General features: G+C 29.3%; 28 protein-coding genes and 1 pseudogene. All 29 read left to right on the top strand.

The genetic code is table 11. The features are described 5' to 3' along the window. Positions 1 to 8 precede the first annotated feature (8 nt). The 29 genes and pseudogenes from rbfA to RBU61_RS07725 all read left to right on the top strand — a co-directional run bounded on the left by rbfA (position 9) and on the right by RBU61_RS07725 (position 24918). Entirely contained in the window at positions 9 to 386 is a 378-nt protein-coding gene (rbfA, locus tag RBU61_RS07860) for a 30S ribosome-binding factor RbfA (protein WP_308879103.1), read from the top strand. Further along, a complete protein-coding gene (locus RBU61_RS07855; protein ID WP_308879102.1) occupies positions 379 to 1350 on the top strand; it encodes a bifunctional oligoribonuclease/PAP phosphatase NrnA in 972 nt (323 codons plus the stop codon). The genes rbfA and RBU61_RS07855 overlap by 8 nt, the downstream gene beginning before the upstream one ends. 8 nt (positions 1351 to 1358) lie before the next feature. Continuing rightward, positions 1359 to 2246 (top strand): tRNA pseudouridine(55) synthase TruB, encoded by an 888-nt coding sequence (truB, locus tag RBU61_RS07850; protein ID WP_308879101.1) that lies wholly within the window; start codon positions 1359 to 1361, stop codon positions 2244 to 2246. 12 nt (positions 2247 to 2258) lie between these two features. Then, positions 2259 to 3173, top strand: coding sequence for a bifunctional riboflavin kinase/FAD synthetase (locus tag RBU61_RS07845; protein WP_308879100.1), 915 nt, complete (start codon positions 2259 to 2261; stop codon positions 3171 to 3173). A gap of 125 nt (positions 3174 to 3298) precedes the next feature. Continuing rightward, the gene (gene rpsO, locus RBU61_RS07840; RefSeq protein ID WP_308879099.1) at positions 3299 to 3565 is read left to right on the top strand and encodes a 30S ribosomal protein S15; all 267 of its coding nucleotides are present in this window, start codon (positions 3299 to 3301) and stop codon (positions 3563 to 3565) included. A 101-nt stretch (positions 3566 to 3666) separates the two neighbouring features. Continuing rightward, positions 3667 to 5763, top strand: a complete 2097-nt coding sequence (locus tag RBU61_RS07835; RefSeq protein ID WP_308879098.1) for a polyribonucleotide nucleotidyltransferase — start codon at positions 3667 to 3669, stop codon at positions 5761 to 5763. A 103-nt stretch (positions 5764 to 5866) separates the two neighbouring features. After that, a complete protein-coding gene (locus RBU61_RS07830) occupies positions 5867 to 6013 on the top strand; it encodes a hypothetical protein (RefSeq protein ID WP_308879096.1) in 147 nt (48 codons plus the stop codon). Between the two features lie 189 nt (positions 6014 to 6202). Beyond that, positions 6203 to 6346 carry a cyclic lactone autoinducer peptide gene (locus RBU61_RS07825; RefSeq protein ID WP_308879095.1) on the top strand — a complete coding sequence of 48 codons (144 nt, stop codon included), beginning with the start codon at positions 6203 to 6205 and terminating at the stop codon, positions 6344 to 6346. After that, on the top strand, positions 6346 to 6594 hold the full coding sequence (locus tag RBU61_RS07820) for an accessory gene regulator B family protein (RefSeq protein ID WP_308879094.1): 249 nt from the start codon (positions 6346 to 6348) through the stop codon (positions 6592 to 6594). The genes RBU61_RS07825 and RBU61_RS07820 overlap by 1 nt, the downstream gene beginning before the upstream one ends. Next, positions 6569 to 6757: a hypothetical protein gene (locus RBU61_RS07815; RefSeq protein WP_308879093.1), complete on the top strand. Its 189-nt coding sequence runs from the start codon at positions 6569 to 6571 to the stop codon at positions 6755 to 6757. Before RBU61_RS07820 ends, RBU61_RS07815 begins: the two co-directional genes overlap by 26 nt. Before the next feature lie 208 nt (positions 6758 to 6965). Next, positions 6966 to 8000 carry a radical SAM/SPASM domain-containing protein gene (locus RBU61_RS07810; protein WP_308879092.1) on the top strand — a complete coding sequence of 345 codons (1035 nt, stop codon included), beginning with the start codon at positions 6966 to 6968 and terminating at the stop codon, positions 7998 to 8000. Between the two features lie 78 nt (positions 8001 to 8078). Then, positions 8079 to 9308, top strand: a complete 1230-nt coding sequence (locus tag RBU61_RS07805) for a radical SAM/SPASM domain-containing protein (RefSeq protein WP_308879090.1) — start codon at positions 8079 to 8081, stop codon at positions 9306 to 9308. An 86-nt stretch (positions 9309 to 9394) separates the two neighbouring features. Next, positions 9395 to 9577, top strand: coding sequence for a hypothetical protein (locus RBU61_RS07800; RefSeq protein ID WP_308879088.1), 183 nt, complete (start codon positions 9395 to 9397; stop codon positions 9575 to 9577). A 38-nt stretch (positions 9578 to 9615) separates the two neighbouring features. Beyond that, a complete protein-coding gene (locus tag RBU61_RS07795; protein ID WP_308879087.1) occupies positions 9616 to 9795 on the top strand; it encodes a hypothetical protein in 180 nt (59 codons plus the stop codon). A gap of 209 nt (positions 9796 to 10004) precedes the next feature. Then, on the top strand, positions 10005 to 10886 hold the full coding sequence (locus RBU61_RS07790) for an ABC transporter ATP-binding protein (RefSeq protein WP_308879086.1): 882 nt from the start codon (positions 10005 to 10007) through the stop codon (positions 10884 to 10886). After that, complete coding sequence (locus RBU61_RS07785; protein ID WP_308879085.1) at positions 10886 to 11962, top strand: hypothetical protein; 1077 nt, start codon at positions 10886 to 10888, stop codon at positions 11960 to 11962. Before RBU61_RS07790 ends, RBU61_RS07785 begins: the two co-directional genes overlap by 1 nt. A gap of 1 nt (position 11963) precedes the next feature. Next, complete coding sequence (locus RBU61_RS07780; RefSeq protein WP_308879084.1) at positions 11964 to 12656, top strand: hypothetical protein; 693 nt, start codon at positions 11964 to 11966, stop codon at positions 12654 to 12656. Between the two features lie 134 nt (positions 12657 to 12790). After that, positions 12791 to 13837 carry a S8 family serine peptidase gene (locus RBU61_RS07775; RefSeq protein WP_308879083.1) on the top strand — a complete coding sequence of 349 codons (1047 nt, stop codon included), beginning with the start codon at positions 12791 to 12793 and terminating at the stop codon, positions 13835 to 13837. Continuing rightward, positions 13824 to 15563, top strand: a complete 1740-nt coding sequence (locus RBU61_RS07770) for an ABC transporter ATP-binding protein (RefSeq protein WP_308879082.1) — start codon at positions 13824 to 13826, stop codon at positions 15561 to 15563. Before RBU61_RS07775 ends, RBU61_RS07770 begins: the two co-directional genes overlap by 14 nt. 141 nt (positions 15564 to 15704) lie before the next feature. Then, positions 15705 to 16079: pseudogene (locus RBU61_RS07765) on the top strand (helix-turn-helix domain-containing protein); the annotation flags it as partial. A 791-nt stretch (positions 16080 to 16870) separates the two neighbouring features. Further along, complete coding sequence (locus RBU61_RS07760; RefSeq protein WP_308879081.1) at positions 16871 to 17122, top strand: hypothetical protein; 252 nt, start codon at positions 16871 to 16873, stop codon at positions 17120 to 17122. Positions 17123 to 17134: 12 nt separating this feature from the next. Continuing rightward, positions 17135 to 17365, top strand: a complete 231-nt coding sequence (locus RBU61_RS19560; protein ID WP_374212497.1) for a group II intron maturase-specific domain-containing protein — start codon at positions 17135 to 17137, stop codon at positions 17363 to 17365. Between the two features lie 118 nt (positions 17366 to 17483). Then, complete coding sequence (locus RBU61_RS07755) at positions 17484 to 17957, top strand: group II intron maturase-specific domain-containing protein (protein WP_308879080.1); 474 nt, start codon at positions 17484 to 17486, stop codon at positions 17955 to 17957. Positions 17958 to 18606: 649 nt separating this feature from the next. Next, the gene (locus RBU61_RS07750) at positions 18607 to 19317 is read left to right on the top strand and encodes a polysaccharide deacetylase family protein (protein WP_308879079.1); all 711 of its coding nucleotides are present in this window, start codon (positions 18607 to 18609) and stop codon (positions 19315 to 19317) included. A 20-nt stretch (positions 19318 to 19337) separates the two neighbouring features. Beyond that, on the top strand, positions 19338 to 20609 hold the full coding sequence (locus tag RBU61_RS07745; protein WP_308879078.1) for a pitrilysin family protein: 1272 nt from the start codon (positions 19338 to 19340) through the stop codon (positions 20607 to 20609). Positions 20610 to 20803: 194 nt separating this feature from the next. After that, positions 20804 to 21238, top strand: coding sequence for a deoxyuridine 5'-triphosphate nucleotidohydrolase (locus tag RBU61_RS07740; RefSeq protein ID WP_308879076.1), 435 nt, complete (start codon positions 20804 to 20806; stop codon positions 21236 to 21238). A gap of 322 nt (positions 21239 to 21560) precedes the next feature. Further along, the gene (locus tag RBU61_RS07735; RefSeq protein ID WP_308879074.1) at positions 21561 to 21800 is read left to right on the top strand and encodes a YlmC/YmxH family sporulation protein; all 240 of its coding nucleotides are present in this window, start codon (positions 21561 to 21563) and stop codon (positions 21798 to 21800) included. A gap of 155 nt (positions 21801 to 21955) precedes the next feature. After that, on the top strand, positions 21956 to 22663 hold the full coding sequence (locus RBU61_RS07730) for an ATP-dependent Clp protease proteolytic subunit (RefSeq protein ID WP_308879073.1): 708 nt from the start codon (positions 21956 to 21958) through the stop codon (positions 22661 to 22663). 143 nt (positions 22664 to 22806) lie between these two features. Then, positions 22807 to 24918: a DNA translocase FtsK gene (locus RBU61_RS07725; RefSeq protein ID WP_308879072.1), complete on the top strand. Its 2112-nt coding sequence runs from the start codon at positions 22807 to 22809 to the stop codon at positions 24916 to 24918.

Genomic DNA, 24918 nt, shown 5'->3' with positions numbered 1-24918 from the left:
GTGACTAAATGAACAATAAAAGGATAAGTAGAATTTCAGAAGAAGTAAAAAAGGTTGTTTCTGAATTGATTTATAATGGACTTAAAGATCCAAGGGTTAATTCTCTTACTACTGTAACAAAAGTAGAAGTAACTAGAGATTTACGTTATGCGAAAATATATGTATCTGTATTTGGAGATAAGGAAGAAAAAGAAAATACAATAAAAGGTTTAGAAAGTGCTAAGGGATTTATAAGAAAAGAAATTAGCAGTAAAGTAGATTTAAGATACACTCCTGAACCAATTTTTGTTTTAGATGAATCTATTGAACATGGTATTTATATGTCTAAATTAATTAAAGATGTTAATAAGGATTCTAAAGATCATGGAGACAATAAAAATGATTAACAATATTGAAAGTGAATTTGATTTAGGGATTGATTTAATTAAAAATAACAAGAACATTGGAATCGCTTCTCATGTTAATCCTGATGGAGATAATCTTGGATCTATTCTTGCATTGGGCAATGCACTTGAAAAGATTAATAAAAAAGTTTTTATGTTTAAAAGTGATGATATTCCTACAAATTTTTCATTTCTTCCAAATATAGATAAAATCATGGACTATGATGATACTATTGAATTGGATCTATTTATAGCTTTAGATGTAAGCGATGAAAACAGATTAGGTAAAAATAAAGTATTTTTAGAGAAAATAGAAAATATTATTAATATAGATCATCATATTAGCAATACTAATTTTGGAAGTATCAATATTGTAGATAGTAATGCAGCTGCTACTGGAGAATTAGTATATAAATTAATAAGTAAAATGGGAATTATTATAGATAAGGATATAGCTTCTTGTATTTATACTTCCATAAGTTCAGATACTGGAAGCTTTATGTATGATAATACTACATCAGAAACCCATGAGATAGCAGCTGAGTTAATAAAGCTAGGTATTGATAAAAGTAATATCAATATCAATCTATATCAAAATAGAAGTATTCAAAAAACAAAACTATTTATAAAAGTGCTGGAGACTCTAAAGTTTTACCATGATAATAAGGTAGGCATAATACAAGTAACCCAAGATATGCTAAATAATTCAAATGCTAAAATGGAAGATACAGAGGGGATAATTTCCTTTATTAGAGAAATAGATTCAGTGGAAATAGCCGTTTTGTTAAAAGAAATTAAAGAAGAAGACATCAAAGTTAGCATGAGAAGTAAGAAATATGTAGATGTTGCTGAAATTTGTGCTAACTTTGATGGTGGAGGACATATTAGAGCAGCAGGATGTACTATTAATCAACCTATAAACATGGCTGAAAAATTAATTTTAGAACAAATAAAAAAGGTATTTTAGGTGGTAGTATGAACGGCGTAATTAACTTTTTTAAACCAAGGGGAATGACTTCCCATGATGCAGTAAACTTATTAAGAAGAACACTTAAAACAAAAAAGATAGGACACACAGGAACATTAGATCCCAATGCATCTGGAGTACTACCATTATGTATAGGTAAAGGTACCAGGATTGCAGAATATCTCTTAGACAGCAATAAGGAATACATAGGTGAACTAACCTTAGGATATAGAACTGATACTCAAGATGGAGATGGAAAAGTAATATCTATCTCTAATAAATCAGTAACGGAGAATGAGATAATATCTACTATGTCAAAATACATAGGTGATATATCTCAACTGCCACCTATGTATTCAGCATTAAAACATAAGGGTAAGAAGCTCTATGAACTTGCTAGAGAAGGAAAAACTGTGGAGCGTACTCCTAGGAGTATAAAAATATATGACCAGAAAATATTGAGTATAGAAGATTGTAAAAAGATCTTATTCTATACCAGTTGCTCCAGGGGAACTTATATCAGAACTTTATGTGACGATATAGGAATGGATTTAGGCACCTATGGATATATGTCATACTTACTAAGAGTAGGTGCAGGAAGTTTTAAAATTGAAGATTCCTATAGTATTGAATATATTAGCAAATTAAATCATGAGGAAATTTTACAGATAATTACTCCCATGGATAAAGCCTTAGAACATATAGAGAGATTTACTGTACCAGAATATTTATATTCTAAATTAATTAATGGCGTTGTTTTACAGGTTGATACTGAGGAGAATATGATGAATAAGTTACTTAGAGTTTATTGTAAAGATATATTTGTTGGAATAGGAAAAATAATTCTTGATGATTCTAAATTTTACTTAAAAATGGATAAAGTTTTAATGATATAAGGTGATATATATATGGAAATAATTGATTTATCAAATTATAATGAAACAAGATTTAATACTGCTATTGCTTTAGGTAACTTTGATGGTATTCATATTGGACACCAACAGTTAATTAATACTATGATTTCCAAAGCTAAAGATTTGGGAATTAAATCTTCCCTTTTATTATTTAAAAATCATACAAAAGCTACTATAGACAATAACAAACCTAATATGATAACAAGTAACGAACAAAAGTTTAAAATATGTGAAGAATTAGGGATTGATATTATCTACCTTTTAGATTTTGATGATAATTTAATGAAATTATCAGGAGAAGACTTTATTAAAAATATTATTATAGATAAAATGAATTGCAAACTATTAGTGGTTGGATTTGATTATAGATTTGGATATAAGGCTTCAGGTGATTCTGAATTTTTATTAGAACTTGGGAAAAAACACAATATAGATGTAATAGTTTTAGATCCTGTTTATAAAAATAATGAAGTTATTAGCAGTTCTATTATAAGAAATTTAATAGCCATTGGTCATATGGATGAAGTTACTAACATATTAGGTCGTCCATATTCTATATTAGGAAAAGTAATAACAGGGAAGAATAGAGGCAATAAATTAGGCTTTCCCACTGCTAATATGGAACCTATGGACAATTTTGTAATACCTAAAAATGGAGTTTATATTACTAATACTATAGTTGATAATAGAAGATATTTATCTGCCACAAATATAGGTTATAATCCTACTTTTAATGAGGATGTATTAAAAATAGAAACCTATATATTAGATTTCGGTGAAAACATATATGGAAAAATGATAGAAGTGGAATTTATAGATTTTTTAAGAGATGATATTAAATTCAAGAATAAAGAAGAATTGATAAATCAAATGAATTTAGATATAGAAATGGTTAAATTCAAACATTAATATTTACATTTACTATTTATTATGATAATATTATATTGCAACGTTACCAAAGGCTTCGTTCAACGTATCCTCAGCGTTTTACGCAGCCCTTGGAGTATTTTAAATTTTTTGGAGGTGTATTATTTATGTTAACAAAAGAAATGAAAGAACAAATTATTAATGAGTACAAATTACACGAAGGTGATACAGGTTCACCAGAAGTACAAATTGCAATTTTAACTTACAGAATAAATTCTGTAAATGAGCATTTAAAAGCTCATAAAAAAGATCACCATTCAAGAAGAGGATTACTTAAAATGGTAGGTCAAAGAAGAGGTCTTTTAAAATATCTTCAAAACAATGATATTGCAAGATATCGTTCTTTAATTGAAAAATTAGGCATCAGAGGTTAATAAGAGCGGGAAACTCCCGCTCTATTGATTTATATTAGATACTTTTATGAATTATGGATATAATAAATATATTAAATATATTAAAATTAAGGAGGGATTGCATGGAAAGGAAATTCCAGTATAATTTAGCTGGTAGAGACCTAATTGTAACTATTGGTAAGGTGGCAGAACAGGCTAGTGGTGCTTGTATGGTTCAATATGGTGATACAGTGATTTTAGCCACTGCTACAGCTTCTAAGGAGCCAAGAGAAGGAATAGATTTTTTCCCACTTAGTGTAGACTATGAGGAAAAATTATATTCAGTAGGAAAAATACCAGGTGGATTTATAAAAAGAGAAGGCAGACCAAGTGAAAAAGCTATTTTAACATCAAGACTTATAGATAGACCACTTAGGCCTTTATTTCCAGATGGATATAGAAATGATGTACAAGTTATAACTACTGTTTTATCAGCAGATCAGGACCACTCACCAGATATTGTAGCAATGATTGGGTCATCCATTGCTCTATCTATATCAGATATTCCATTCGATGGACCTACAGGATCAGTTCTTGTGGGATTAATAGATGATAAGTTCATCATAAATCCAAATAGTGAAGAAAGAGAAAAATCAGAAATTCATTTAGTTGTAGCAGGAACAAAAAATGCTGTAATGATGGTTGAGGCAGGAGCAAATGAAGTAACAGAAAAAGTTATGTTAGATGGTATCCTAACAGCTCATGCTGAAATCCAAAAACTATGTGATTTTATTGAAGATATTAAAAGCGAAGTAGGTAAAGATAAAAAAGAATATGATTTATTTAGACCTAATGAAGAAATAAGAGAAAAGATAGTTGCTTTTGGTAAAGAAAAATTAATAGAAGCTATAAATACTTTTGAAAAACAAGAGAGATTAGATAATATAGATAAAGTAAATAAGGAAATAAAGGAAGTATTGCTAGAAGAATATCCAGAGTCAGTGCAAGATATAAATGTAGTAATTGAAAATATGTTAAAAGACGAAGTCAGAAGATTAATAGTAGAAGAAGGTATAAGACCAGACAATAGAAAAACAGATGAAATACGTCCTATTACTACAGATGTAGGGTTATTACCTAGAACTCATGGTTCAGGATTATTTAAGAGAGGTCAGACTCAGGTTCTTACAATAGCCACATTAGGTGCAGTTAGTGATGCACAAGTTATTGATGGCTTAGGAGAAGAAGAATCTAAAAGATATATGCACCATTATAACTTCCCGCCATATTCTGTAGGAGATTCTAGGCCTTTAAGAGGACCAGGCAGAAGAGAAATAGGTCATGGGGCATTGGCTGAAAGGGCTCTCGAACCAGTTATACCATCTGAAGACAAATTCCCGTATACAATAAGATTAGTATCAGAAGTTCTTAGCTCAAACGGTTCTTCATCTCAAGCTAGTGTATGTGGAAGTACTTTAGCTTTATTAGATGCAGGTGTTCCTATAAAATCTCCTGTTGCTGGAATAGCTATGGGATTAATAAAAGAAAATAATAATGTAGCTATTTTATCTGATATTCAAGGTATGGAAGACCATTTAGGAGATATGGACTTTAAGGTGGCAGGGACTGCAGATGGAATTACGGCTATACAAATGGATATAAAAATAGCAGGAATAGATAAGCCAATACTAGAGGAAGCTTTAGAAAAAGCTAGACAAGGTAGATTATATATATTAGATAAGATGATGCAAACCATATCAACACCTAGAGAAAACTTATCTAAGTATGCTCCTAAAATATATACTATGCAAATAAATCCAGACAAAATAAGAGATATAATTGGACCTGGTGGAAAAGTAATTAATAAAATAATAGATGAAACAGGCGTAAAAATAGATATTGATGACACTGGTAAGATTTTCATTGCTTCAGTAACACAAGAAGGTGGCGAAGCAGCCATAGATATAATTAATAGAATCGTTAAAGAAGTAGAGCCAGGAGAAATCTATTTAGGAAAAGTTACTAGAATTACTAACTTTGGAGCTTTTATAGATGTTCTAAATGGTAAAGAAGGGCTTCTTCATATATCCAACATAGCTAGAGAAAGAGTTAATAAAGTAGAAGATGTATTAGCAGTTGGAGATGAAGTATTAGTTAAGGTTATGGAAATAGATAATCAAGGAAGAATAAATCTTTCTAGAAAAGTATTATTGCCTGAAGAACCAAAAACTGAAGAATAGTATATTAATGCATGAACCATATTAAGGTTCATGTTTTTATTTTATAATAGGAAAGTTCTACTTTCCTATTATAAAATAAGAGTTGGAAATTCTTATAGGACTAATGATATACATATTTGATAAAGATGAAATAAATGTGGAAGAAAAGTATTTTCCATGGGAAGTTGCTAAAAAAGGGACAATTGATAACTTGAAATTATATCATACTGAAAAAAGATTTCATGTTGATATATTAATGTATGGAGTCTAATAGATTAGATAGTTAGGGCTTTGAGAAATCAAAGTCCTTTAATATTTTAGTAATAAATATACAAAAATTGTAAGTTTCAACAAAAAGATATATAAGTTTCAACAAATTCCCAAAAAGCTATTACTTCTTATTGTATAATAAAAATACAAATATACAAATATACAAAAAATAACAAGGTGGATGATTTGTGTGAAGAAAGTTGTTTTAAGGTTTAGTAAAGTTCTTGCAAGTTTAGCATTGATGGTAACATCTATGAATGTAAATACAACATGTATGTATCTGGCTTATCAGCCTGAATTACCAAAAGGTGCAGAAAAACTTCGTAAAAACTAATGGCTAATAATATGATTGAAAAGGTGACAAGCTACTTTATTGCTAATGGAGTAATAGAAGATGAGGATAGGCAGATTTATGCCTATGGATTACATCAAGGACTTCTAATATTACTAAACATCACAACAACAATCTTAATAGGATTTATGTTTAGAGCGGTCTGGGAAAGCATTTTATTTATGATAGTATATATCCCACTTAGAGCTTATGGAGGAGGGTATCATGCTAAAAGTAAGGGCTATATATAAAAGAAGGACAAGTATTATTCTTATTACAGAGATAATAATTACTATATCATTATTAATATTAAATTTTAAAGAAATAGCATTAATTATGGCTGTATCAATTTTTATAGTAAGTTTAATGTTGATTTTGGGAAAAATCAAGACTGATTTTATAATCAAAATTTGATGTATTTGGTAAGCGGAAAATACAGCTTACATTTTAAACCCTGTATTGCTTAAACTTAAATTTCTTGTTCTGGAAATTTAACTACTTCAGAATTAACTCAAATGCCATTTAAATAGATTGATAGTGGATTGGCTTAAAAGGTTTGATTTTAAAGGTATCAATAACATTATAGTAATATAGATACAATACACCTAAAGGGGGAATTAAAATGTTAGTTACATTATGGATAACTACTCAATGTAATATGAAATGTAGATACTGTTATGAGGGCAATGATAAGACTAATAAGATGATGAGTATAGAAACTGCTGATAAATCAATACAATATATTATGAAACATTTTAATGAATTAAATGAGGATACACTTATTATTAATTTTCATGGTGGAGAACCTTTGTTACAATTTGACTTAATAAAATATATAACAGAGGAATTTAAGCAAATTTTTTCTAGTAGTAATAAAAGATTAATGTTCGGGTTAACAACAAATGGAATTCTGTTAGATGAAAAAATAGAAGAATACTTGTGTGAGAATTTTTATTATTCTCTTTCTGCAAGTTTAGACGGAAATAAATTAATTAATGATACAAATAGAATGCTTAAAAATGGTAGGGGGACTTACGATTTGGTAATTGACAAGTTTGTGTCTTTATTAAAGATTAGGCAAGATGTTCGAATTAGAATGACATTTAATACTGATACAGTATATAATCTATATGAAAGTGTACAACACTTGGTAGAAATGGGATTTAATACCATTATACCAGTTGCTGATTATTTTGATGATAGATGGGACAAGCATCACATAGATATTTTGTGCAAAGAAACAGAAAAGATTTTCGAAATGTTTAAACGAGAGAAAGAAAAAAATAGCAATCTTAGTATATCTATTGTTGATGTAGAAATATATAAAAAAGGGAATTGTGGAGGAGGAATAACAACTTTAAATATCGATCCAAATGGGGACATATATCCCTGTACTTATGTTGTTGAAGACGAGGAATATAGAATAGGAAATATTGATACAGGTATAGATAAAATAAAGCTACAAAAAATTCATAGTATTTTTAATACAAAAAATGAAATATGCAATGGATGTAGTTACTATAACTGCTGTTCAGCTACAAGATGTAAGTTAATAAATAAAGTATTAACGGATAATTTCAATATGCCTTCACCAGTAATGTGTGCAATAGAGAATATAATGTATAAATTTTCAAAATATAATTTAAAAGTTTCATAAAATTACAGAATTTCATATTATTAAAAGAAAAAAGAAAAGAGAGTTAGACTAAAAAATCAAATGAGAGGAGATATAAATATGGATTTATATTTATCACCATCAATCAGGTTTCTTTTTAATAATAATAGAGTCATAGTTTTTAATCGTAGAAATGGCTCATGGATGAAAATTTCTAGAGAATGTTATGATATATTAAAGAATAGTATTGATAATCAAAGTACAGAAGAGGAATTATTAGATAGTTTAGCTGATGATGAAGATAAATTATATTTTAAAAAATTGTTGGATAATTTACATGAGCTAAGTAGTGAAACTGAGAAAAAACACAATAAAATAAATGATGTTAGCATTTCTATTACCAAAAGGTGTAATTTAGAATGTATGCACTGTATAGTTGATGCGGATAAGGTAAATAACCATGATAAGTATACTACTTCCCAAGTTTTTCAAATAATAGACAAAGTAAAGGCTTTAAAACCTTCCCATATAACCTTAACGGGTGGTGAACCAATGATTAGGGATGACTTCGTAGATATTTTAAAACATACTTCAAGTAATTATGATGGAAAAATATCAGTAATGACAAATGGAACGCTTATAAATACTGATAATGTTAAACCTTTAGCTGCTTTAGCACATAATATTGATATTAGTATAGATGGGGCAGATGAAGAATCATGCTCTATCATCAGGGGAAAAGGGGTTTTCCAGCAAGTAGTTAATAGTATTAAACTATTACATAAAAATGATTATAAAAAGATTAGTCTTTCAATGGTTCTTACTAAAAACAATCAAAATGTAGTTAATAAATTTTATAAGCTTAATGAGGAATTAGGTACTAAGCCTATGCTTAGACAATTAGCGCTTTTAGGACGAGCAGAAAGAAACTCTGATATATTAACTCAATTTGTTTCAAATGCTCAAGAAATCTCTTCCCCTTCAGAACTAAAAAATAAACATGAAATAATAGGATGTTCTTGTAAGGCAGGGGTTAATGAATTGACCATTGAATACAATGGAGATATATTTCCATGTGATTTGTTTACTGATGAGCAGTTTAAGTTGGGCAATGTAGATGAAATTGAAGATTTACGTATTTTATTTGAAGAGAAAAATGAAATAGCATGTACACATAGCTGTTTGTCTGATTTTGAGCCTGATCAACATCCTCTTTGTTGTGATTGTAATGTTAATTTTTTTTGTTGGCGATGTTTGCATGATTTATATATATTAGAAAATAATATAGATTTATTCAAAGAGCGTTGTGATTATATGAAGCCTCATTTAAATGAACTCTTATGGGAATAATCACAATGAACTTTTTAATATATTAAAAGTTAACAAATGCTTAAAACGGACTAGTATTAACTATTTGAATAAGGGGGTGAGTATTGATGACTTTAAAGGTACAAAAGATTTCAGATAAGGTAGATATCCTAGATGTTAAGGGACAGGGTAAAGATTGTAAATTTGATTGTGAAGTTACTGTTTGGAAAGGTAAGAGATCAAAAGAAGAGAGTTCTTCATGCTGGTACAATGATGAAGGATATAATGCTAGAGGCAATCCTTTATTTTAGTAATTTAGTAATTATGGAAAAACAAAGGGGGAAATTTGATGAATTTTAAAATACAAAAAATTTCAGATAAGATAGATAAGTTAGATGTAAAAGGACAAGGTGCTTGTGATACTGATTGTTTTGAAGAAATGGTATGGGTAGGCAAAACCAATGGCAATGTAAAAGGTTGCTATAAATATGAAGATGTGTACACTCCTAAAAAATCAACATGGATGTAATCCCGCATAGATATTAAATATTCCATGGAGATAAAATAAGAGTATTTAAATAACTAGTCTGTTTTAATTGTATGAAGGATTCCATAGAATCCTTCATACAAATAGTTTTTGAAAGATATTTATTTAAAAAATATGAATATAATTAGACAGACATATAGAAATATTCTTAAAAGTTTTCAAGATTATGCGAGAAAGGATGATTAATAAGCATGGATATAAAAATAAAAGAACTTACCAAAATATATGGTAAGGAAACTACTGCACTCAATGATGTCGATTTGCATATATCACAAGGTATGTTTGGGTTACTTGGCAAGAATGGTGCAGGAAAGACTACTTTGATGAGAATTCTTACTACCTTATTAGAGCCTACTAGGGGTTCAGTTGAAATATGCGGTATACCTCTTAAAAAGAAAAATATTTTGTCTATTAAATCTTTATTAGGTTATTTACCACAGGAATTTGCTTTTTATAACAATTTAACTGTTTATGAAGCTATGGATTATATGGGAATGTTAAATAAAATGAAACCAAAAAAGAGAAAAGAAAGAATTGAGGAAGTGCTAATACAGTTAAATTTACAAAAACAGTCTCATAAAAGGTTTCGACAACTTTCAGGTGGAATGAAAAAAAGATTAGGCATTGCACAGGCACTTTTGAGTGAACCTAAGATATTAATTGTTGATGAGCCAACATCTGGTGTAGATCCAGAAGAACGAGTTAGAATAAGAAATATATTAAGTGAATATTCGAAAAATAACACAGTCCTGCTTTCTACTCATATTGTAGAAGATATAGCTAGTACATGTGAAAGATTAGTTGTTCTGGATTATGGAAAAGTTATATATAAAGGCTCCGTAGAAGATTTAATCCAGCAGGCAAAAGGAAGTGCATGGAAATGTACTTTATATAAAACTACCGAACTTGATGAGCTTAAACAAAATTATACAGTAATTTCAAGTCAGTATTTGCAGGGGAAAATAGAAGCAAGAATTGTATCTAAAGATCAACCTAGTCTTGATTGTATAGAAGTAGAACCTTCTATTGAAGATGCATATATATTATTGTCATCAAAGGAGGAAGCTAAATAATGATATTTGACATTATAGGTTTTGAAATGAAACAGCAAGTGAAGAGCATCATATTTTGGCTATGTGTATTGCTATTTGTTGGGTTTACTTATAGCGAAATGTCATATATATTTTATCTTCCTGTAAAAAGTGATGCAGATATTAAAGCAATTAAAGGATACCATGAATATCTTTATGTAGATAGAACTGAAGAAGAACTTAGAGAATATGTTATACATAGGCTTAAGAGTATGGAAAAAGCAGGTGTAAATGTGGAGGGGTACATGATACAACTTGGTGAAAAAATGGATAAAGAAGGACTCAGCATTTCGCAGATTATGAATTATGTTAGAAAGGAAAATGATATTGAGACAGCAGAGTGGATAGGAGAATGGATAAAAGCTTTTATGGATAATGGTAAAGAGAAATTAGGTACTGTTAAAGAGGTAAATAAAAACCTATATTCTTGGTTAGGAGATAAGGCATATACATATGAAGTTTCTATGAATTACACAGATTTAGCTCAATTGGTTGGGGGGATATTGATATTACCCATTTTTGCACTTTTATTTTCGAAGGATAGAAGATATAGAATGAATGAACTAATACATACAAAGCAAGTCAAATCTTATGAGTACGTGTTGGGTAGGTATTTTGGATGCTTCCTGTCATTTTTTTTAAGTGTATTTATTCTTGGAATATGTGTGGACTCTATTGTATGTGTTAAGTTTGGACGAGCTGGCTGGAATACAAAATTTCTTGACATGATAGTCCAAATACTTATTTATGTTTTACCATCGTTATTATTTGCAAGCGCATTAATAGTAACATTATCTTTGGTATTTAATAATGGTATGGCAGTAATTCCTATATATATATTATACTTTATATTTAATGTTACAGAAGGAGTTTTTATAGGGCGTGGGAACTTTTCTGTTACATTATATAAATTTTTAATCCGTACTTTAATTATAGAATCTATTAATGATGTAATTATACAAAATCGAATTATATATATGGCACTGACTGTTGTGCTACTTATAGTATCTTGCAAAATATGGGAGAGGACAGATAAAAAGGCTTGGAGGGTTGTATAAAATGATTGATTATCTAAAATATAATACTAAAATTCTATTTTCGCCAATAAAGTGGCTGTTATGTGCATTATTTATGGCAATTATTCCTATTGCTTTTTACTGTCCAACATTACTGGACTTTATGAATCTTTCAGAAATATATATGCCTTTTGTAGGAATAGTGATGATATCAGATATTATGTTGGTAGATAAGTATAGTTATACATCAGAAATACTTTTTTTAACGAGAGAGAACAAGACAAAAATTCTTTTGGTACGATTTTTATTTATTAGCTTTCTTCTGATGCTCTTCATGCTTATACCTTTTTTGCTGGTTTATTTTGGTTTTACACCTTATGGAAATATATATGAAGGATATTTATTTTCTTATTGGGAATTTTTATGGATTGGATTTACGGGAACAATTTTCTTAGGAGTATTTTCAATGACTGTAGCAAATTTGTTTTCTATAGTTCAAGCTGGTTATATAGTATCATTAATGTATTGGGTTTATTGGAATGTTAATATGAGAAGATCATCAATTTTTAATATATTTTCTTTTTCAAATCACTATAATTATGACAGATCTAAGATATTTTTACTTGGATTTATGATTGTATTAATGGCATTTAATGGTTGGCTAGTAAATAGGAGTCCATTAGAAAGAAGACAAATATATTTTTTAAAAAGAGTATTGCTTAAAAAAACAGCTTAAAGTATATGTAGATCAGACACTTATAGTAGTATCTTATAAAATATAGGAGAATATGGATAAAAATGTTTGAGCAGTTATATAAGGTTTTAAAAGGAATTTTATAAAACAGTTATGATAAAGTGGGTGAATACATAATGGATAATATATTAAAAAAATTTAAGAATAATGTCGTTATAATTGATAGTGGTATTGATATAAATAATAAAGATTTTAGTGAATGTATTATTGGTGGACTGAGTTTTGAATATGATAATAACAAAGAACTAGTGATTAAAAAAGATAGTTATAATGATGAAAATGGGCACGGTACTTTTTGTGCATCAATGATACAGCGGGTATCTTCTAATGTAAACATATTTGTAGTTAAAATACTAAATAAAGAAGCAGAGACACATTCAAAAGCATTAATTGAAGCATTAAAGTATATTAAAAATATAGATATAAGAGTTGTGAATTTAAGTGTTGCTACTATAAATGAGAAATATAAGAATGAATTATATAAAGTATGTAATGAATTGTATAAGCAAGGAAAAATAATAATATGCTCTTTAGAAAATAGTAATAATGATAGTTTTCCGGCTGTTTTTAAAAATGTAATAGGGGTCAGGGGTATGCCATTCGCCAATTCATATAATTACTGGTACAATAGTGCAAAGAAAATACAATGTGTGGCTGATATAACACCTGTCTTAGTTCCAACTTTAGATAATAAATATAAAATGTTCGGAGGAAACAGTAAAGCTACATCGTTATTTACAGGGTTAGTATTAAATATATTAGCTAAAAATGATAATATTTCTTTTGAAGAATTAAATCAATTATTAGAATATAAGGCAGTAAAAAATTCTTGGGATGATGATGATACTAATGATATAAATTCATGTTCCTGCGAAATATCCAATTGGAAAAGTAATTATTCTAAGAAAAATTTAATGAAGCTAGAAAAAATTTTTGTTAAAGTTTTAAATTTGCCACAACAAGATATTCCATTATTGTACAAATATATGCTTCCTAATGATAAGATTCATTACAAGTCTAAAGATTTTTATGAAATAACAAAGAATATTGAGAAAGAATTCAATATTAAGATAGACTACAAATTGCTCTCTTTTAGTACGTTTCAATCTATATATTCTTTATTAGATTTTATAAATGTGAGGGTTAACCATGATTATAGATAGTACTGATAAAAAGAATATTCGTAAGCTTTTTAAAATTATATTTAAATATAAAAGACAGCATTTTTTAGCTGCATTTTTTATGTTTGTTAACTCACTATTAACAATTATATCACCTTATATTATTATGAAAATAATAGATGATGCTATACCTAATAAAAATTTAGAGCTTCTCATTAAATTTATGACTATATATCTGGTGGTAATGTTATTTGAAAATGGGAGTAGAATAATATCAGATTATATGTATTCTATTATAGGGAAAAAAATTGTTTATGATTTGAGGTTGAAATTGATTAGGCGTTTACAGAAATTCTCAGGGACATATTATTCAAATGTAGACACAGGAGAATTACTTACTACAGTTAATAGTGATGTAGATACAATAGAACATTTTTCTACGAAAATGTTATTTTCTATCATATCTGATATATGTACATCAATAGTAATGTTTATATTTTTATGTAGATTACAATTTGATTTATTAATTGTTGCCATAATATTACAGCCTGTTATGTTTTATTTTCAAAGTAAATTTAGTAAAAAAATTAATAAAATAGTTACTAACTTGAGGGATAAATATGGAGAATTTACATCAATAATAGAGGAATTTATATCTTCTATGATGAACTTTGTAGTTCAAAATGCAAGAAAACATTTTTTTGCAAGGTATTTTCCTACTTCTAGGAAAATACTGGAGGATGAAGTTAAACTTGAATTAAATTTTTCACTTAGTATGGCAAGTGCAAATATAATAAGTTCTCTGATTACAATAGCTGTTTTGGGATATGGAGGATATAAAGTTATGCTTGGAAAGATGACCTTAGGAACATTAATAGCATTTAATACATATTCTCAAAGACTATTAGGACCAGTATTTAGGATTGCACATTTGAAGACTAGTACTAGACGTGCATTTGTAGCAATTGAAAGAATATTTAAAGTGCTAGATGAGCCTATTAATATAGAACAAGTAAATCATGGATATAGACCGAATTATATAATTGGTAACATTCAATTTAAACATGTAAAATTTTCATATACTGAAGGTAATTATGTAATCAAAGATATGAATATTAATTTTCAAGAAAAAAAGACAACTGCTCTTGTAGGGGCGAGTGGTTCAGGTAAAACAACCTTGATTAATCTCGTGCTAAGGCTGTGGGATGTGGACGAAGGAGCGATATTATTAGATGGGAAGAATATTAAAGAATATAATTTAAAGTTTCTAAGAAGGAATATTAGTGTCGTTTCTCAAGATGTTTTTATATTTAATGATACAATATTAAATAATTTAGTACTATCTAATGGAAATATAGAAATGAGTGATATAATAAAAGCTACAAAAGCGGCAGATATATATGATTTTATTATGTCACTTTCTGAACAATTTGATACTGTAGTAGGGCAAAGAGGACTAATATTATCAGGAGGACAGAAACAAAAAATTTCCATTGCAAGGGCTATACTTAGAGATGCTCCTATTATTATTTTAGACGAAGCCACATCTTCTTTAGACAATATTTCTGAATTCTATGTCAAAAATAACTTAGAATCCTTTATTAGAAATAAAACAGTAATTGTAATTGCCCATAGGCTTTCAACAGTAGAAGATGCAGATATTATATATACTATAAAAGATGGAAGAATTGTTGAAAAGGGTACTCATGATGAGTTAATGAAGTCAAAGAATGTATATTATAACTTATATATGAAAAATGTTAGCTGAGAATCTTAAATATATGTTTTTAGAAAGGATGACTATAATTAAACGCTATACAGTGAAACTTAAAATATCATAGATAAATAGTAGAATACATTTATAATATAATTAAAGTTCTTACTAACCTCATTAGGGGCAGAACAACTTAATGTTTTAAGACAATCCATATCAAAATGGGAGTCGGGTCAAGCTATACCAAAGTTGGATAAAATAGTTGAATTGAGTAATATTTTTGATGTTACAACAGATTATCTTTTAAAGCCTTCAGAAATAGATGAATTATCCATAAAGACTGAAATATTAGAAAAACAGCAGCAACAAATGTTGCTCAGAGAGAAAAAACGTGGCATTATTCAACATTGCATTATTTATTGTGTTGGAGTTTATCTCTTATTCTTTGCGGTATATGTTATTGGGCGTTTTTATTTTAAGATATGGAATTCATCTGTTATCTTTGCGGAATTTTTAATTGCTACAGCGATAGCAATCTTTATTTGTATGAATCATATAAATAAAGAATAAAAATATTCCTAAATTTCAATTTCGAATGCTCATAAAGGAAAATTTGCCAGTGAGAAGATAGTTAAAAGAGGAGTATTGATATACAAATGACTAACGAACGAGCTTTTGTTATTTTGAATTTCAAAAGGGGAAATTTGCTGATAAACACTGGATTACTAACTCTTTACGGTTATCTACTGGTGTTTTTGCTGAGGTTGTACTCGAATTTGACTATCATGGAATTAGAGAGATAGTCAATTATATATGATTTATTGATAAGAGTTGCTATAACGCAGCTCTTTTTTCAGTTTGACAGGCATGTTACACTTCTAAGGTGAAAGTCCTTACAGAGCGTAGTTATCGACGAATCTCATAGCAACTTGCAAGTTTCACATCGTGAGGTGTGGGATAGAGGAAGCAATAGTCAAATCGTGGCTTGACGAACAGAAACAAGATACAAGGCGAGTTAGGCGGATAAGTTGGCTGAAAACAACAAAGTCCAAAAGGTAACCGTAACCCTAACCCTAACGCGTAAACCCTGCAAGTAAACGATGAAAGATATGTAACTTAACCCGTGAGGTCTCATTAGCGAAACAGTAGTAACAACGAATAATGAGAAGTCAGCAGAAGTCATAGTAGCTAGAAATAGTGAAGAACCGAACAACTAAACAGCACGAAATGTAATGTACGTAGCTTAGTTAGTCTGACCAAGTACAGACAAAACGTAAATGAGTCCAAGGCTTACAAAATTAAGACAAAAACTAAGTTAGCGGAAAGGAGTAGAGTGCACATTAAGGTTAGAAGAACAATTTTTGATGTTTGGGCTAGAATTGAATTTGGAGAAGACAAGAACCGTGTATTGCAAAGATGAAGACCGAAAGGGAAATCATGAGTACACATCCTTTGATTTTCTAGGATATACATTCAGACCAAGGCATGCAAAGAATAAATATGGGAAATTCTTTACAAACTTCCTACCAGCTATTGGTGAGAAATCGAAGAAATCAATACGTAAAGAAGTTCGAAGTTGGAAATTGCAACTGAAGCCTGATAAGAACTTATAGGACATAGCAAATATGTTTAATAGGCAGATACAGGGATGGATTAATTATTACACGCATTTTTACAAATCAGAGATTTATGGTGTATTACGATATATTAATGGGTGTCTTGTAAATTGGGCTCGTAGAAAATACAAGAAGCGAAAAGCAAGGCGTCGTGCTGAGCATTGGCTTGGCACAATAGCAAAGCGTGATAAGAATCTGTTCGCACACTGGAAGCTTGGAATACTACCATCGGCTGGATAATGGGAGCCGTATGAGCTGAGAGGTTCACGTACGGGTCTAAGAGGGACTTAAGGGGAGGTTCCTTAGGTCTACTCACTGTTTAATCTTTGTAGGAAGCAAAGCAGCTGCCACAAGAGTGATGGAATCAATAACCAACTGGATAGAAAGAAAACTAGGATTAAAGGTGAATGCAAGTAAAAGTAAAATCATCAATCCTTGGCAACTAAAATATCTAGGATTCGGATTTTGGAAAGACTCAAAAGACAAAACATGGGAAGCGAGACCTCATCAAGATTCAATCAAAAGACTAGAGTTAAAGTTAAAAGAACTGACCATAAGAAAATGGGTCAACTATTTTTTAATTGGTTCAATAAAAGGTGTGCTAACAAGAATAGATGCTCACTTAAGAACAAGGTTAAGAATGATAATCTGGAAAATATGGGAAGTACCATCTAAAAGGCAATGGGGATTACAAAAGTTGGGAGTAAACAAAGACCTAGCAAGACTAACTTCATATTGTGGAGACAGGTACTATTTTGTAGTAACGAAAACCTGTGTAGTAAGAGCGATATCTAAAGACATATTAACCCAAAGAGGATTAATATGTCTTTAGATTACTACTTACACAGACGTAATGTTAGATTTAGTTGAACCGCCGTATACGGAACCGTAAGTACTGGTGGTGTGAGAGGGCGATTTATTTCGCCCTACTCGATTTTAATAGGAAAGTTCTACTTTTCCTATTAAATGAAAAAAGGCAGCCTCAAAAAAATAGACATGTAAAAAAAACTAATGTTAAAATTAGATTATTTTTTGTATTTGTAATAAACACCATGAATTCCAGTATAAGATTTTGGAGTCATAGTACCTTCACAAACTTGACAATCAGGTTGTGGTGGAATAGATGGATCAAGTCCATCAAATAAATTATCTTCTTCTAGTTGTTTAACAATGAAATGAGGAACCCAAAGTGAATATCCACATTCTTACTTGATGATTCTATCAACATTTTTTAAAACAGCAGAACGAATGGGATACCCCTGAGCAATAAAGGCATCCCAATAATCTTTGAAGATATCTTTAATTTTAATAGTTTTACTAGCCGTAATATCACCAAGATATTTATAGCAAAAAAGGAAAAATGAATCAAGATAAAAAATAACTAATTTTTACAAGTTAAGTTAAATTATCAATGTTTTTTATTTAGTATATTAAATTATCCTTTGAATATATATATTATAAAGTATATTGGAGGGATGTAGATGAGATTATTTATAATAAGAAAAAAGACTTTGTTCACTATTGTAGTTATAGCATTATTAGGAATTATAAGTTTGATTATGTTTGGTGTTTATAACAAAGCAGAGGAAACATTTAATTCTGATGTCTATTATCAAGGTAATATAGATGAAAAAGTAATAGCTTTTGCCTGTAATGTAGACTGGGGAAATGAATATATCCCAGAAATGTTAAAAATCTTTGAAGAGAATAATATTAAGATCACATATTTTGTAACAGGAAAGTGGGCAGAAAAAAATAAAGATATATTAAAAGATATTTATAGTGCTAAGCATGAAATTGGAAATCATGGGTATAGTCATATTGATTATGATAAATTAAATTATGATCGAAATAAAGAAGAAATTCAAAAGGCTCATGATATAATAAAAGAGACTTTAGGAATTGATTCAAAGTATTTTGGGCCACCATCAGGAGCATATAATGATAATACAGTAAAGGCAGCAAAAGATTTGGGATATGAACTTATAATGTGGAGTATAGATACTATAGACTGGAGACAAGATAGTACTTCAGATATAATATTTAGGAGAGTGACACAAAAAGCCCATAATTCAGCCATAGTTTTGATGCATCCTACTGCAGAAACAGTTAAGGCATTACCAGGAATAATAAAATACCTATTTGAAAATGGCTATAATATTGGTACAATAAGTAATGTAATAAAAAACTAATAGTAACACTGGAGGAAAATATGTATTTAATAAATAAGTTAGATAATGGTATAAGAGTTGTTATGGAGAATATACCCCATGTCAACTCTGTTTCTATTGGAGTTATTATTGATAATGGCTCTATGAAAGAGAATAGGGAAAATAACGGAGTGTCTCATTTTATAGAACATATGTTATTTAAAGGAACTAAAAAAAGGACAGCTAAAGATATAGCAGAGTCAATAGATAATATAGGGGGACATCTAAATGCTTTTACTAGTAAGGATAGTACTTGTTACTATGCAAAAGTGTTATTTAATCATATAGATATTGCCATAGATGTTCTAGGAGATATGTTATTTAATTCTGAGTTTTTAGAATCAGATATTGAAAAGGAAAAGACAGTAGTAATAGAAGAAATAAATATGTATCAAGATTCTCCTGAGGATGTGGCTAGTGAGCTTCTTAATGAAATAATATTTAAGAATACATCTTATGCTTATCCAATACTAGGTACAGAAAAAAACATTAAGAACTTCAATCGAGAAAAGATTATAAATTACTTTGAGAATAATTATAGATCTGAAGATATAGTCATATCATTAGCAGGAAATATAGATACTAAAGAAGTTTTAAAACTATTAAATCATCATTTTGGAAACTATGATAAATCAGAATTAAGAAATCAAAGGGCTAACAATGTATATGGTTTTACTAATAACTTAAAAGGAATAGAAAAAGATACTGAGCAGTTACATCTTTGCATTGGCATGGAGGGATTACCCATAGTTAATAATGATATAGAATCATTGTTAGTATTAAATAATGTATTTGGCGGAACCATGAGTTCACGATTGTTTCAAAAGATACGTGAAGATCTAGGACTAGCCTATGCAGTTGAATCATATCCATCATCATATAAAGACACTGGAATATTTAATATATATGCGGGACTACATCCATCACAATTATTAAAGACAATAGGTTATATTGAAGAAGAAATAAAAGATATTAAAAATAACTTAATATCAAAGGAAGAATTAGATAAATCTAAAGAACAACTTAAAGGCAGCTATGTTCTTGGCATGGAAGGAACCTTTAGTAGGATGTATGAAATTGGTAAATCCTTATCTATTTTTAATAGAGTTCAAACACAGGAGGAAATATTAAATAAGATTGATAATGTAAATATGGATAGTATCGAAAAGATAGCTAATATAATTTTTAATAAACAAAAGATTAATATAGCCTATGTAGGAAATATCAAGAACAAAGACAAAATTGAAGATCAAATGAAAAATATACTATTTTAGAGGAGAAAGATTATGAATATAAATATAATTAATAAAAGCAGCTTTGAATTACCTACGGGCTTATTTATGTCTATACCTTAAAGCATGGAATAACTCTTGCTAATAGCATAAGAACTATTGATATATGAGGTTTATATTTACTATACTGTTGTTTACTATAAATATACAATAACAATGAAAGGAAAGTTTAACTTATGGAAAACATTAAGATTAAATATTTAAGTGATGAAATTGAAAAATTAAGATACATTGACGGAAAAAGTGATTGGATAGATTTAAGAGCAGCAGAAAATGTCAAGATGAAAAAAGGAGAATTTAAATTAATTCCTCTAGGGGTGGCAATGGAACTACCTAAGGGATTTGAAGCACTTCTAGTTCCTAGAAGTAGTACATTTAAGAGTTTTGGCATTATACAGACTAATCATTGTGGAGTTATAGATGAAAGCTATTGCTCAAATGAAGATGAATGGAAGTTTCCAGCATTAGCTGTTCGTGATACTGAAATAAATGTTAATGATAGAATTTGCCAATTTCGTATTATAGAGCATCAACCTGTAATAAAATTTGAAGAAGTTGATGATTTAGGTAATGATTCTCGTGGAGGGTTTGGTAGCACTGGTAGGAAATAATGTAGAATATTAAAGAAATAATTTGTGTTATTTCTGAAGTTTATTTTTAGAATTATATTTATAAAATCTGACTAATGGATTCAAATCAAATCTATTAGTCTTTTTTATATGGTTATGATATAAATTTAACTTTATCATCACCATTTTATAACTTATTTACAATCTCACAGGGTTTCCTTATGATGTATTCATAGTAGTCTTAAAATGAAGGAGAATTTGGACATTTAGGACATTATATCTAATGAGATGTTATCATAATTGATAATACATATTTTTATTTTCCTAGAATATTATTTAATATAGATAACTAGGAGGAGATTGTATGCGATTATCAGAACTAGGACAAAAAGAAATCGTTAATCTAAATAATGGCGGCAGACTAGGTCTAATATTAGACAGCGATTTTTTAGTCAGTGAAGATACAGGTAAGATCATATCTTTATTAGTACCAGAAAAAAGATTAAGCTTTAAATTGTTTGGACTGGATAGTAATGGATTTGAAATACCCTGGAATACTATTAGAAAAATAGGCTATGACATGATTATAATAGAACTAGATTAAAAACTAAACCGCCTTATATTTAATACATATATCTAATTAGATATATGTATTTCTTTATAGCGAAAGTGTTTAGATAGAAACTTCTTTTACTTTTGAATATTATTGGTTTTAAAGTAAATCCTATAAATGATATATTAATTTATAGGAGGAAAAAGATGACAAATAAAAATGATAATGATGAAAATAAAGGAAAGGATGTACAAGACAAAGAAGATAATATAGACAATATTAAAGAAATGGGCGTACCTAGTATTCCAGAAACAAAAAATAATATCCAATTCATATCTATAATAGGAGAAATAGAAGGCCACTCCATTGCTCCTAATGATAAGAAGGCGACAAAATATGAACATATTATCCCATTATTAATAGCAGCACAACAGGATCCGAAAATTGAAGGTATTTTCATTATCTTAAACACAGTAGGGGGAGACGTGGAAGCTGGATTAGCTTTATCTGAATTAATCAACTCAGTAGACAAACCAAAGGTATCCTTAGTCTTAGGGGGAGGACATAGTATAGGAGTTCCTTTAGCCACATCTACAGACCATTCCTTCATTGCTCCTACTGCAACTATGACTATACATCCAATTAGGACTACTGGCTTAGTTATTGGTGTGTCACAGACATTTAGATATTTTCAAAAGATGCAGCAAAGAATCATAAATTTTATTCTAAGGACATCTAATATCTCCAGTGAAACTTTAAATGAACTGATGTATTCTACAGATGAAATAGCAAATGACGTTGGCACTATATTAGTAGGGGAAGAAGCTGTTAAATATAAATTAATAGATGAAGTTGGTGGGTTTTCACAGGCTTTAAAAAAACTTAAGGAATTAATAGATGAGAAAAATCAATAGAATAGAATTCCAAATTATGCTATAATAACTACAGTATGTAGTTTAAAGGGGGTATTCATCTGGAAAAAAATAAGAAAAAAACGAAGAAAAAAACTACAAAAAAGATACAAGAAAAAAATGGCTTTAATAGAGATATTATAGGTATGATTATTATTGGAATTGGAATAGTTTCCATAATAAGTTTATTTAGTTTTAAGATGGGAATTATTGGATCTATAATTCGAGGCACTACTTTTTCCTTTATGGGATTCGGAAGTTATTTTTTCCCTTTAGTTATAATATTAGTGGGTATAACTTTTATTTTAGATAATATAGACCTTAAAGAAAAAAACATTATTTTATCCATGGGATTTATTTTTCTAAGTATGCTAATATTACTTGATGGAATAAATCCCTTTGACTACTCTTTTCTTGATAGAATGGATAATGCAATAGAGTTGAGTAAGATTGGAAAAGGTGGCGGATTAATAGGAAGCTTTTTTGGTTTTTTCTTTTATAGGCTCTTTGGAGCCATTGGTTCTTATTTAGTTTTAATGTTTATAGTAATTATCAACTTATTAATAATTACAAATGTTAAAATTAAAGACATAATATCTATAATCGGCAGCAAATCTCAAAATCAAATGAATAAAAAGCGTAAGCCAAAGATAGTTAATGATAAGGAGCCAAAGCAAATTAAAGAAGATATTCATATTAAAGATTCCTCTAGAGAGGAAAAGAAAAATTTAATTAAAGAGATTAAAGAAATAAATTTCAAAGATGAGTCAAATAATTTAGCATTAAATACTATAAGTGAAGAAATAGAAAGTAAAAAAGAAAAAACTCAAGTTTCTACATATGATATTCCATCACTATCATTACTAAAGCTACCTACAGCCAATCAAGATGGAAACGATAAAAAAGAAATATTAAACAATGCTAAAATTATTGAAGAAACCATGAGAAACTTTGGTATTGATGCTACTATTAATCAAATCAATAAAGGTCCTACTATAACCTGTTATGAATTACAGCCTTCTCCTGGTATAAAATTGAGTAAAATTGTTTCTTTATCTGATAATATAGCTCTAAGTCTAGCATCATCAGATATACGAATTGAAGCACCTATACCAGGTAAATCAGTTGTAGGAATTGAAGTTCCAAATAAAGCTAAAAGTAGTGTATTGCTTCGAGAAATTATTATGTCAGAAGCCTACAATAGTTTAGATTCTCAAATACCTTTAGCCCTTGGTAAGGATGTATCTGGAAACTCAGTGGTTTCTACCATTGATAAAATGCCACATTTACTTATTGCTGGTGCTACTGGTTCAGGAAAATCTGTTTGTATTAATACTATTATTATGAGTATTTTATATAAGTCTTCTCCAGCAGATGTTAAACTTTTATTGATTGACCCTAAAGTAGTAGAGTTAAATATTTATAACGGTATACCACATTTGCTAATCCCAGTTGTAACTGATGCAAAGAAAGCTTCTTTTGCACTAAATTGGGCTGTAGAAGAAATGGAAAAAAGATATAAGCTATTTGCCCAAAACAACGTAAGAGATATTAGTTCTTATAATAATAAGGTTAAGGAAAATGGAGAAGAAAAACTGCCTATGATAGTTATAATCATTGATGAGTTGGCTGATTTAATGATGGTTGCGGCACAGGAAATTGAGGACTATATATGTAGGTTAGCTCAAATGGCTAGGGCAGCAGGAATGTATTTAATTGTAGCTACTCAAAGGCCCTCTGTAGATGTTATCACTGGAACCATAAAGGCCAATATACCTTCAAGAATATCCTTTGCTGTATCGTCACAAATTGACTCTAGAACCATATTAGATATGTCAGGTGCTGAAAAATTGCTGGGGAAAGGTGATATGTTATTCTATCCTTCCTTCTATTCTAAACCTGTTAGGCTGCAAGGTGCCTTTATATCAGATGAAGAAGTAGAATCTGTAGTAAATGCACTAAAGGCACAAGATATTACAGAGTATGATGAAGATATTATTGAAGTAATAGAAAGTCCTAAGGAAATACAATTTAGTGATAGTGACGAATTACTTCCTAAGGCAATAGAATTAGTAGTGGAGGAAGGACAGGCCTCCATATCTTTGTTGCAAAGAAAATTAAAAATAGGATATGCTAGGGCTGCCAGAATAGTAGATGAAATGGAAGAGAGAGGAGTTGTAGGAGGATACGAGGGAAGTAAACCTAGAAAAGTGTTATTATCACCCGATGATTTAGACTTAATAACTAAGGAGAGATAA

The organism is Tissierella sp. MB52-C2, assembly GCF_030931715.1.
In the GTDB taxonomy this organism is placed as follows: Bacteria; Bacillota; Clostridia; order Tissierellales; family Tissierellaceae; genus Tissierella.
Note: the sequence above shows the minus strand (reverse complement) of the source record. Positions and strands in the feature narration are given on the sequence as shown.

Excerpts from the sequence above, each read along its gene's own strand:
- RBU61_RS07770 (WP_308879082.1), top strand. The coding sequence starts at position 13,824 with ATGATTATAGATAGTACTGATAAAAAGAATATTCGTAAGCTTTTTAAA.
- RBU61_RS07735 (WP_308879074.1), top strand. The coding sequence starts at position 21,561 with ATGCGATTATCAGAACTAGGACAAAAAGAAATCGTTAATCTAAATAAT.
- rbfA (WP_308879103.1), top strand. The coding sequence starts at position 9 with ATGAACAATAAAAGGATAAGTAGAATTTCAGAAGAAGTAAAAAAGGTT.
- RBU61_RS07795 (WP_308879087.1), top strand. The coding sequence starts at position 9,616 with ATGAATTTTAAAATACAAAAAATTTCAGATAAGATAGATAAGTTAGAT.
- RBU61_RS07820 (WP_308879094.1), top strand. The coding sequence starts at position 6,346 with ATGGCTAATAATATGATTGAAAAGGTGACAAGCTACTTTATTGCTAAT.
- RBU61_RS07755 (WP_308879080.1), top strand. The coding sequence starts at position 17,484 with ATGGAATCAATAACCAACTGGATAGAAAGAAAACTAGGATTAAAGGTG.
- RBU61_RS07780 (WP_308879084.1), top strand. The coding sequence starts at position 11,964 with ATGATTGATTATCTAAAATATAATACTAAAATTCTATTTTCGCCAATA.
- RBU61_RS07785 (WP_308879085.1), top strand. The coding sequence starts at position 10,886 with ATGATATTTGACATTATAGGTTTTGAAATGAAACAGCAAGTGAAGAGC.
- RBU61_RS07800 (WP_308879088.1), top strand. The coding sequence starts at position 9,395 with ATGACTTTAAAGGTACAAAAGATTTCAGATAAGGTAGATATCCTAGAT.
- RBU61_RS07775 (WP_308879083.1), top strand. The coding sequence starts at position 12,791 with ATGGATAATATATTAAAAAAATTTAAGAATAATGTCGTTATAATTGAT.
- truB (WP_308879101.1), top strand. The coding sequence starts at position 1,359 with ATGAACGGCGTAATTAACTTTTTTAAACCAAGGGGAATGACTTCCCAT.
- RBU61_RS07740 (WP_308879076.1), top strand. The coding sequence starts at position 20,804 with ATGGAAAACATTAAGATTAAATATTTAAGTGATGAAATTGAAAAATTA.
- RBU61_RS07830 (WP_308879096.1), top strand. The coding sequence starts at position 5,867 with ATGATATACATATTTGATAAAGATGAAATAAATGTGGAAGAAAAGTAT.
- RBU61_RS07790 (WP_308879086.1), top strand. The coding sequence starts at position 10,005 with ATGGATATAAAAATAAAAGAACTTACCAAAATATATGGTAAGGAAACT.
- RBU61_RS07730 (WP_308879073.1), top strand. The coding sequence starts at position 21,956 with ATGACAAATAAAAATGATAATGATGAAAATAAAGGAAAGGATGTACAA.
- RBU61_RS07745 (WP_308879078.1), top strand. The coding sequence starts at position 19,338 with ATGTATTTAATAAATAAGTTAGATAATGGTATAAGAGTTGTTATGGAG.
- RBU61_RS19560 (WP_374212497.1), top strand. The coding sequence starts at position 17,135 with ATGTTTAATAGGCAGATACAGGGATGGATTAATTATTACACGCATTTT.
- RBU61_RS07835 (WP_308879098.1), top strand. The coding sequence starts at position 3,667 with ATGGAAAGGAAATTCCAGTATAATTTAGCTGGTAGAGACCTAATTGTA.
- RBU61_RS07810 (WP_308879092.1), top strand. The coding sequence starts at position 6,966 with ATGTTAGTTACATTATGGATAACTACTCAATGTAATATGAAATGTAGA.
- RBU61_RS07805 (WP_308879090.1), top strand. The coding sequence starts at position 8,079 with ATGGATTTATATTTATCACCATCAATCAGGTTTCTTTTTAATAATAAT.
- RBU61_RS07815 (WP_308879093.1), top strand. The coding sequence starts at position 6,569 with ATGCTAAAAGTAAGGGCTATATATAAAAGAAGGACAAGTATTATTCTT.
- RBU61_RS07845 (WP_308879100.1), top strand. The coding sequence starts at position 2,259 with ATGGAAATAATTGATTTATCAAATTATAATGAAACAAGATTTAATACT.
- RBU61_RS07855 (WP_308879102.1), top strand. The coding sequence starts at position 379 with ATGATTAACAATATTGAAAGTGAATTTGATTTAGGGATTGATTTAATT.
- rpsO (WP_308879099.1), top strand. The coding sequence starts at position 3,299 with ATGTTAACAAAAGAAATGAAAGAACAAATTATTAATGAGTACAAATTA.
- RBU61_RS07750 (WP_308879079.1), top strand. The coding sequence starts at position 18,607 with ATGAGATTATTTATAATAAGAAAAAAGACTTTGTTCACTATTGTAGTT.
- RBU61_RS07725 (WP_308879072.1), top strand. The coding sequence starts at position 22,807 with ATGATTATTATTGGAATTGGAATAGTTTCCATAATAAGTTTATTTAGT.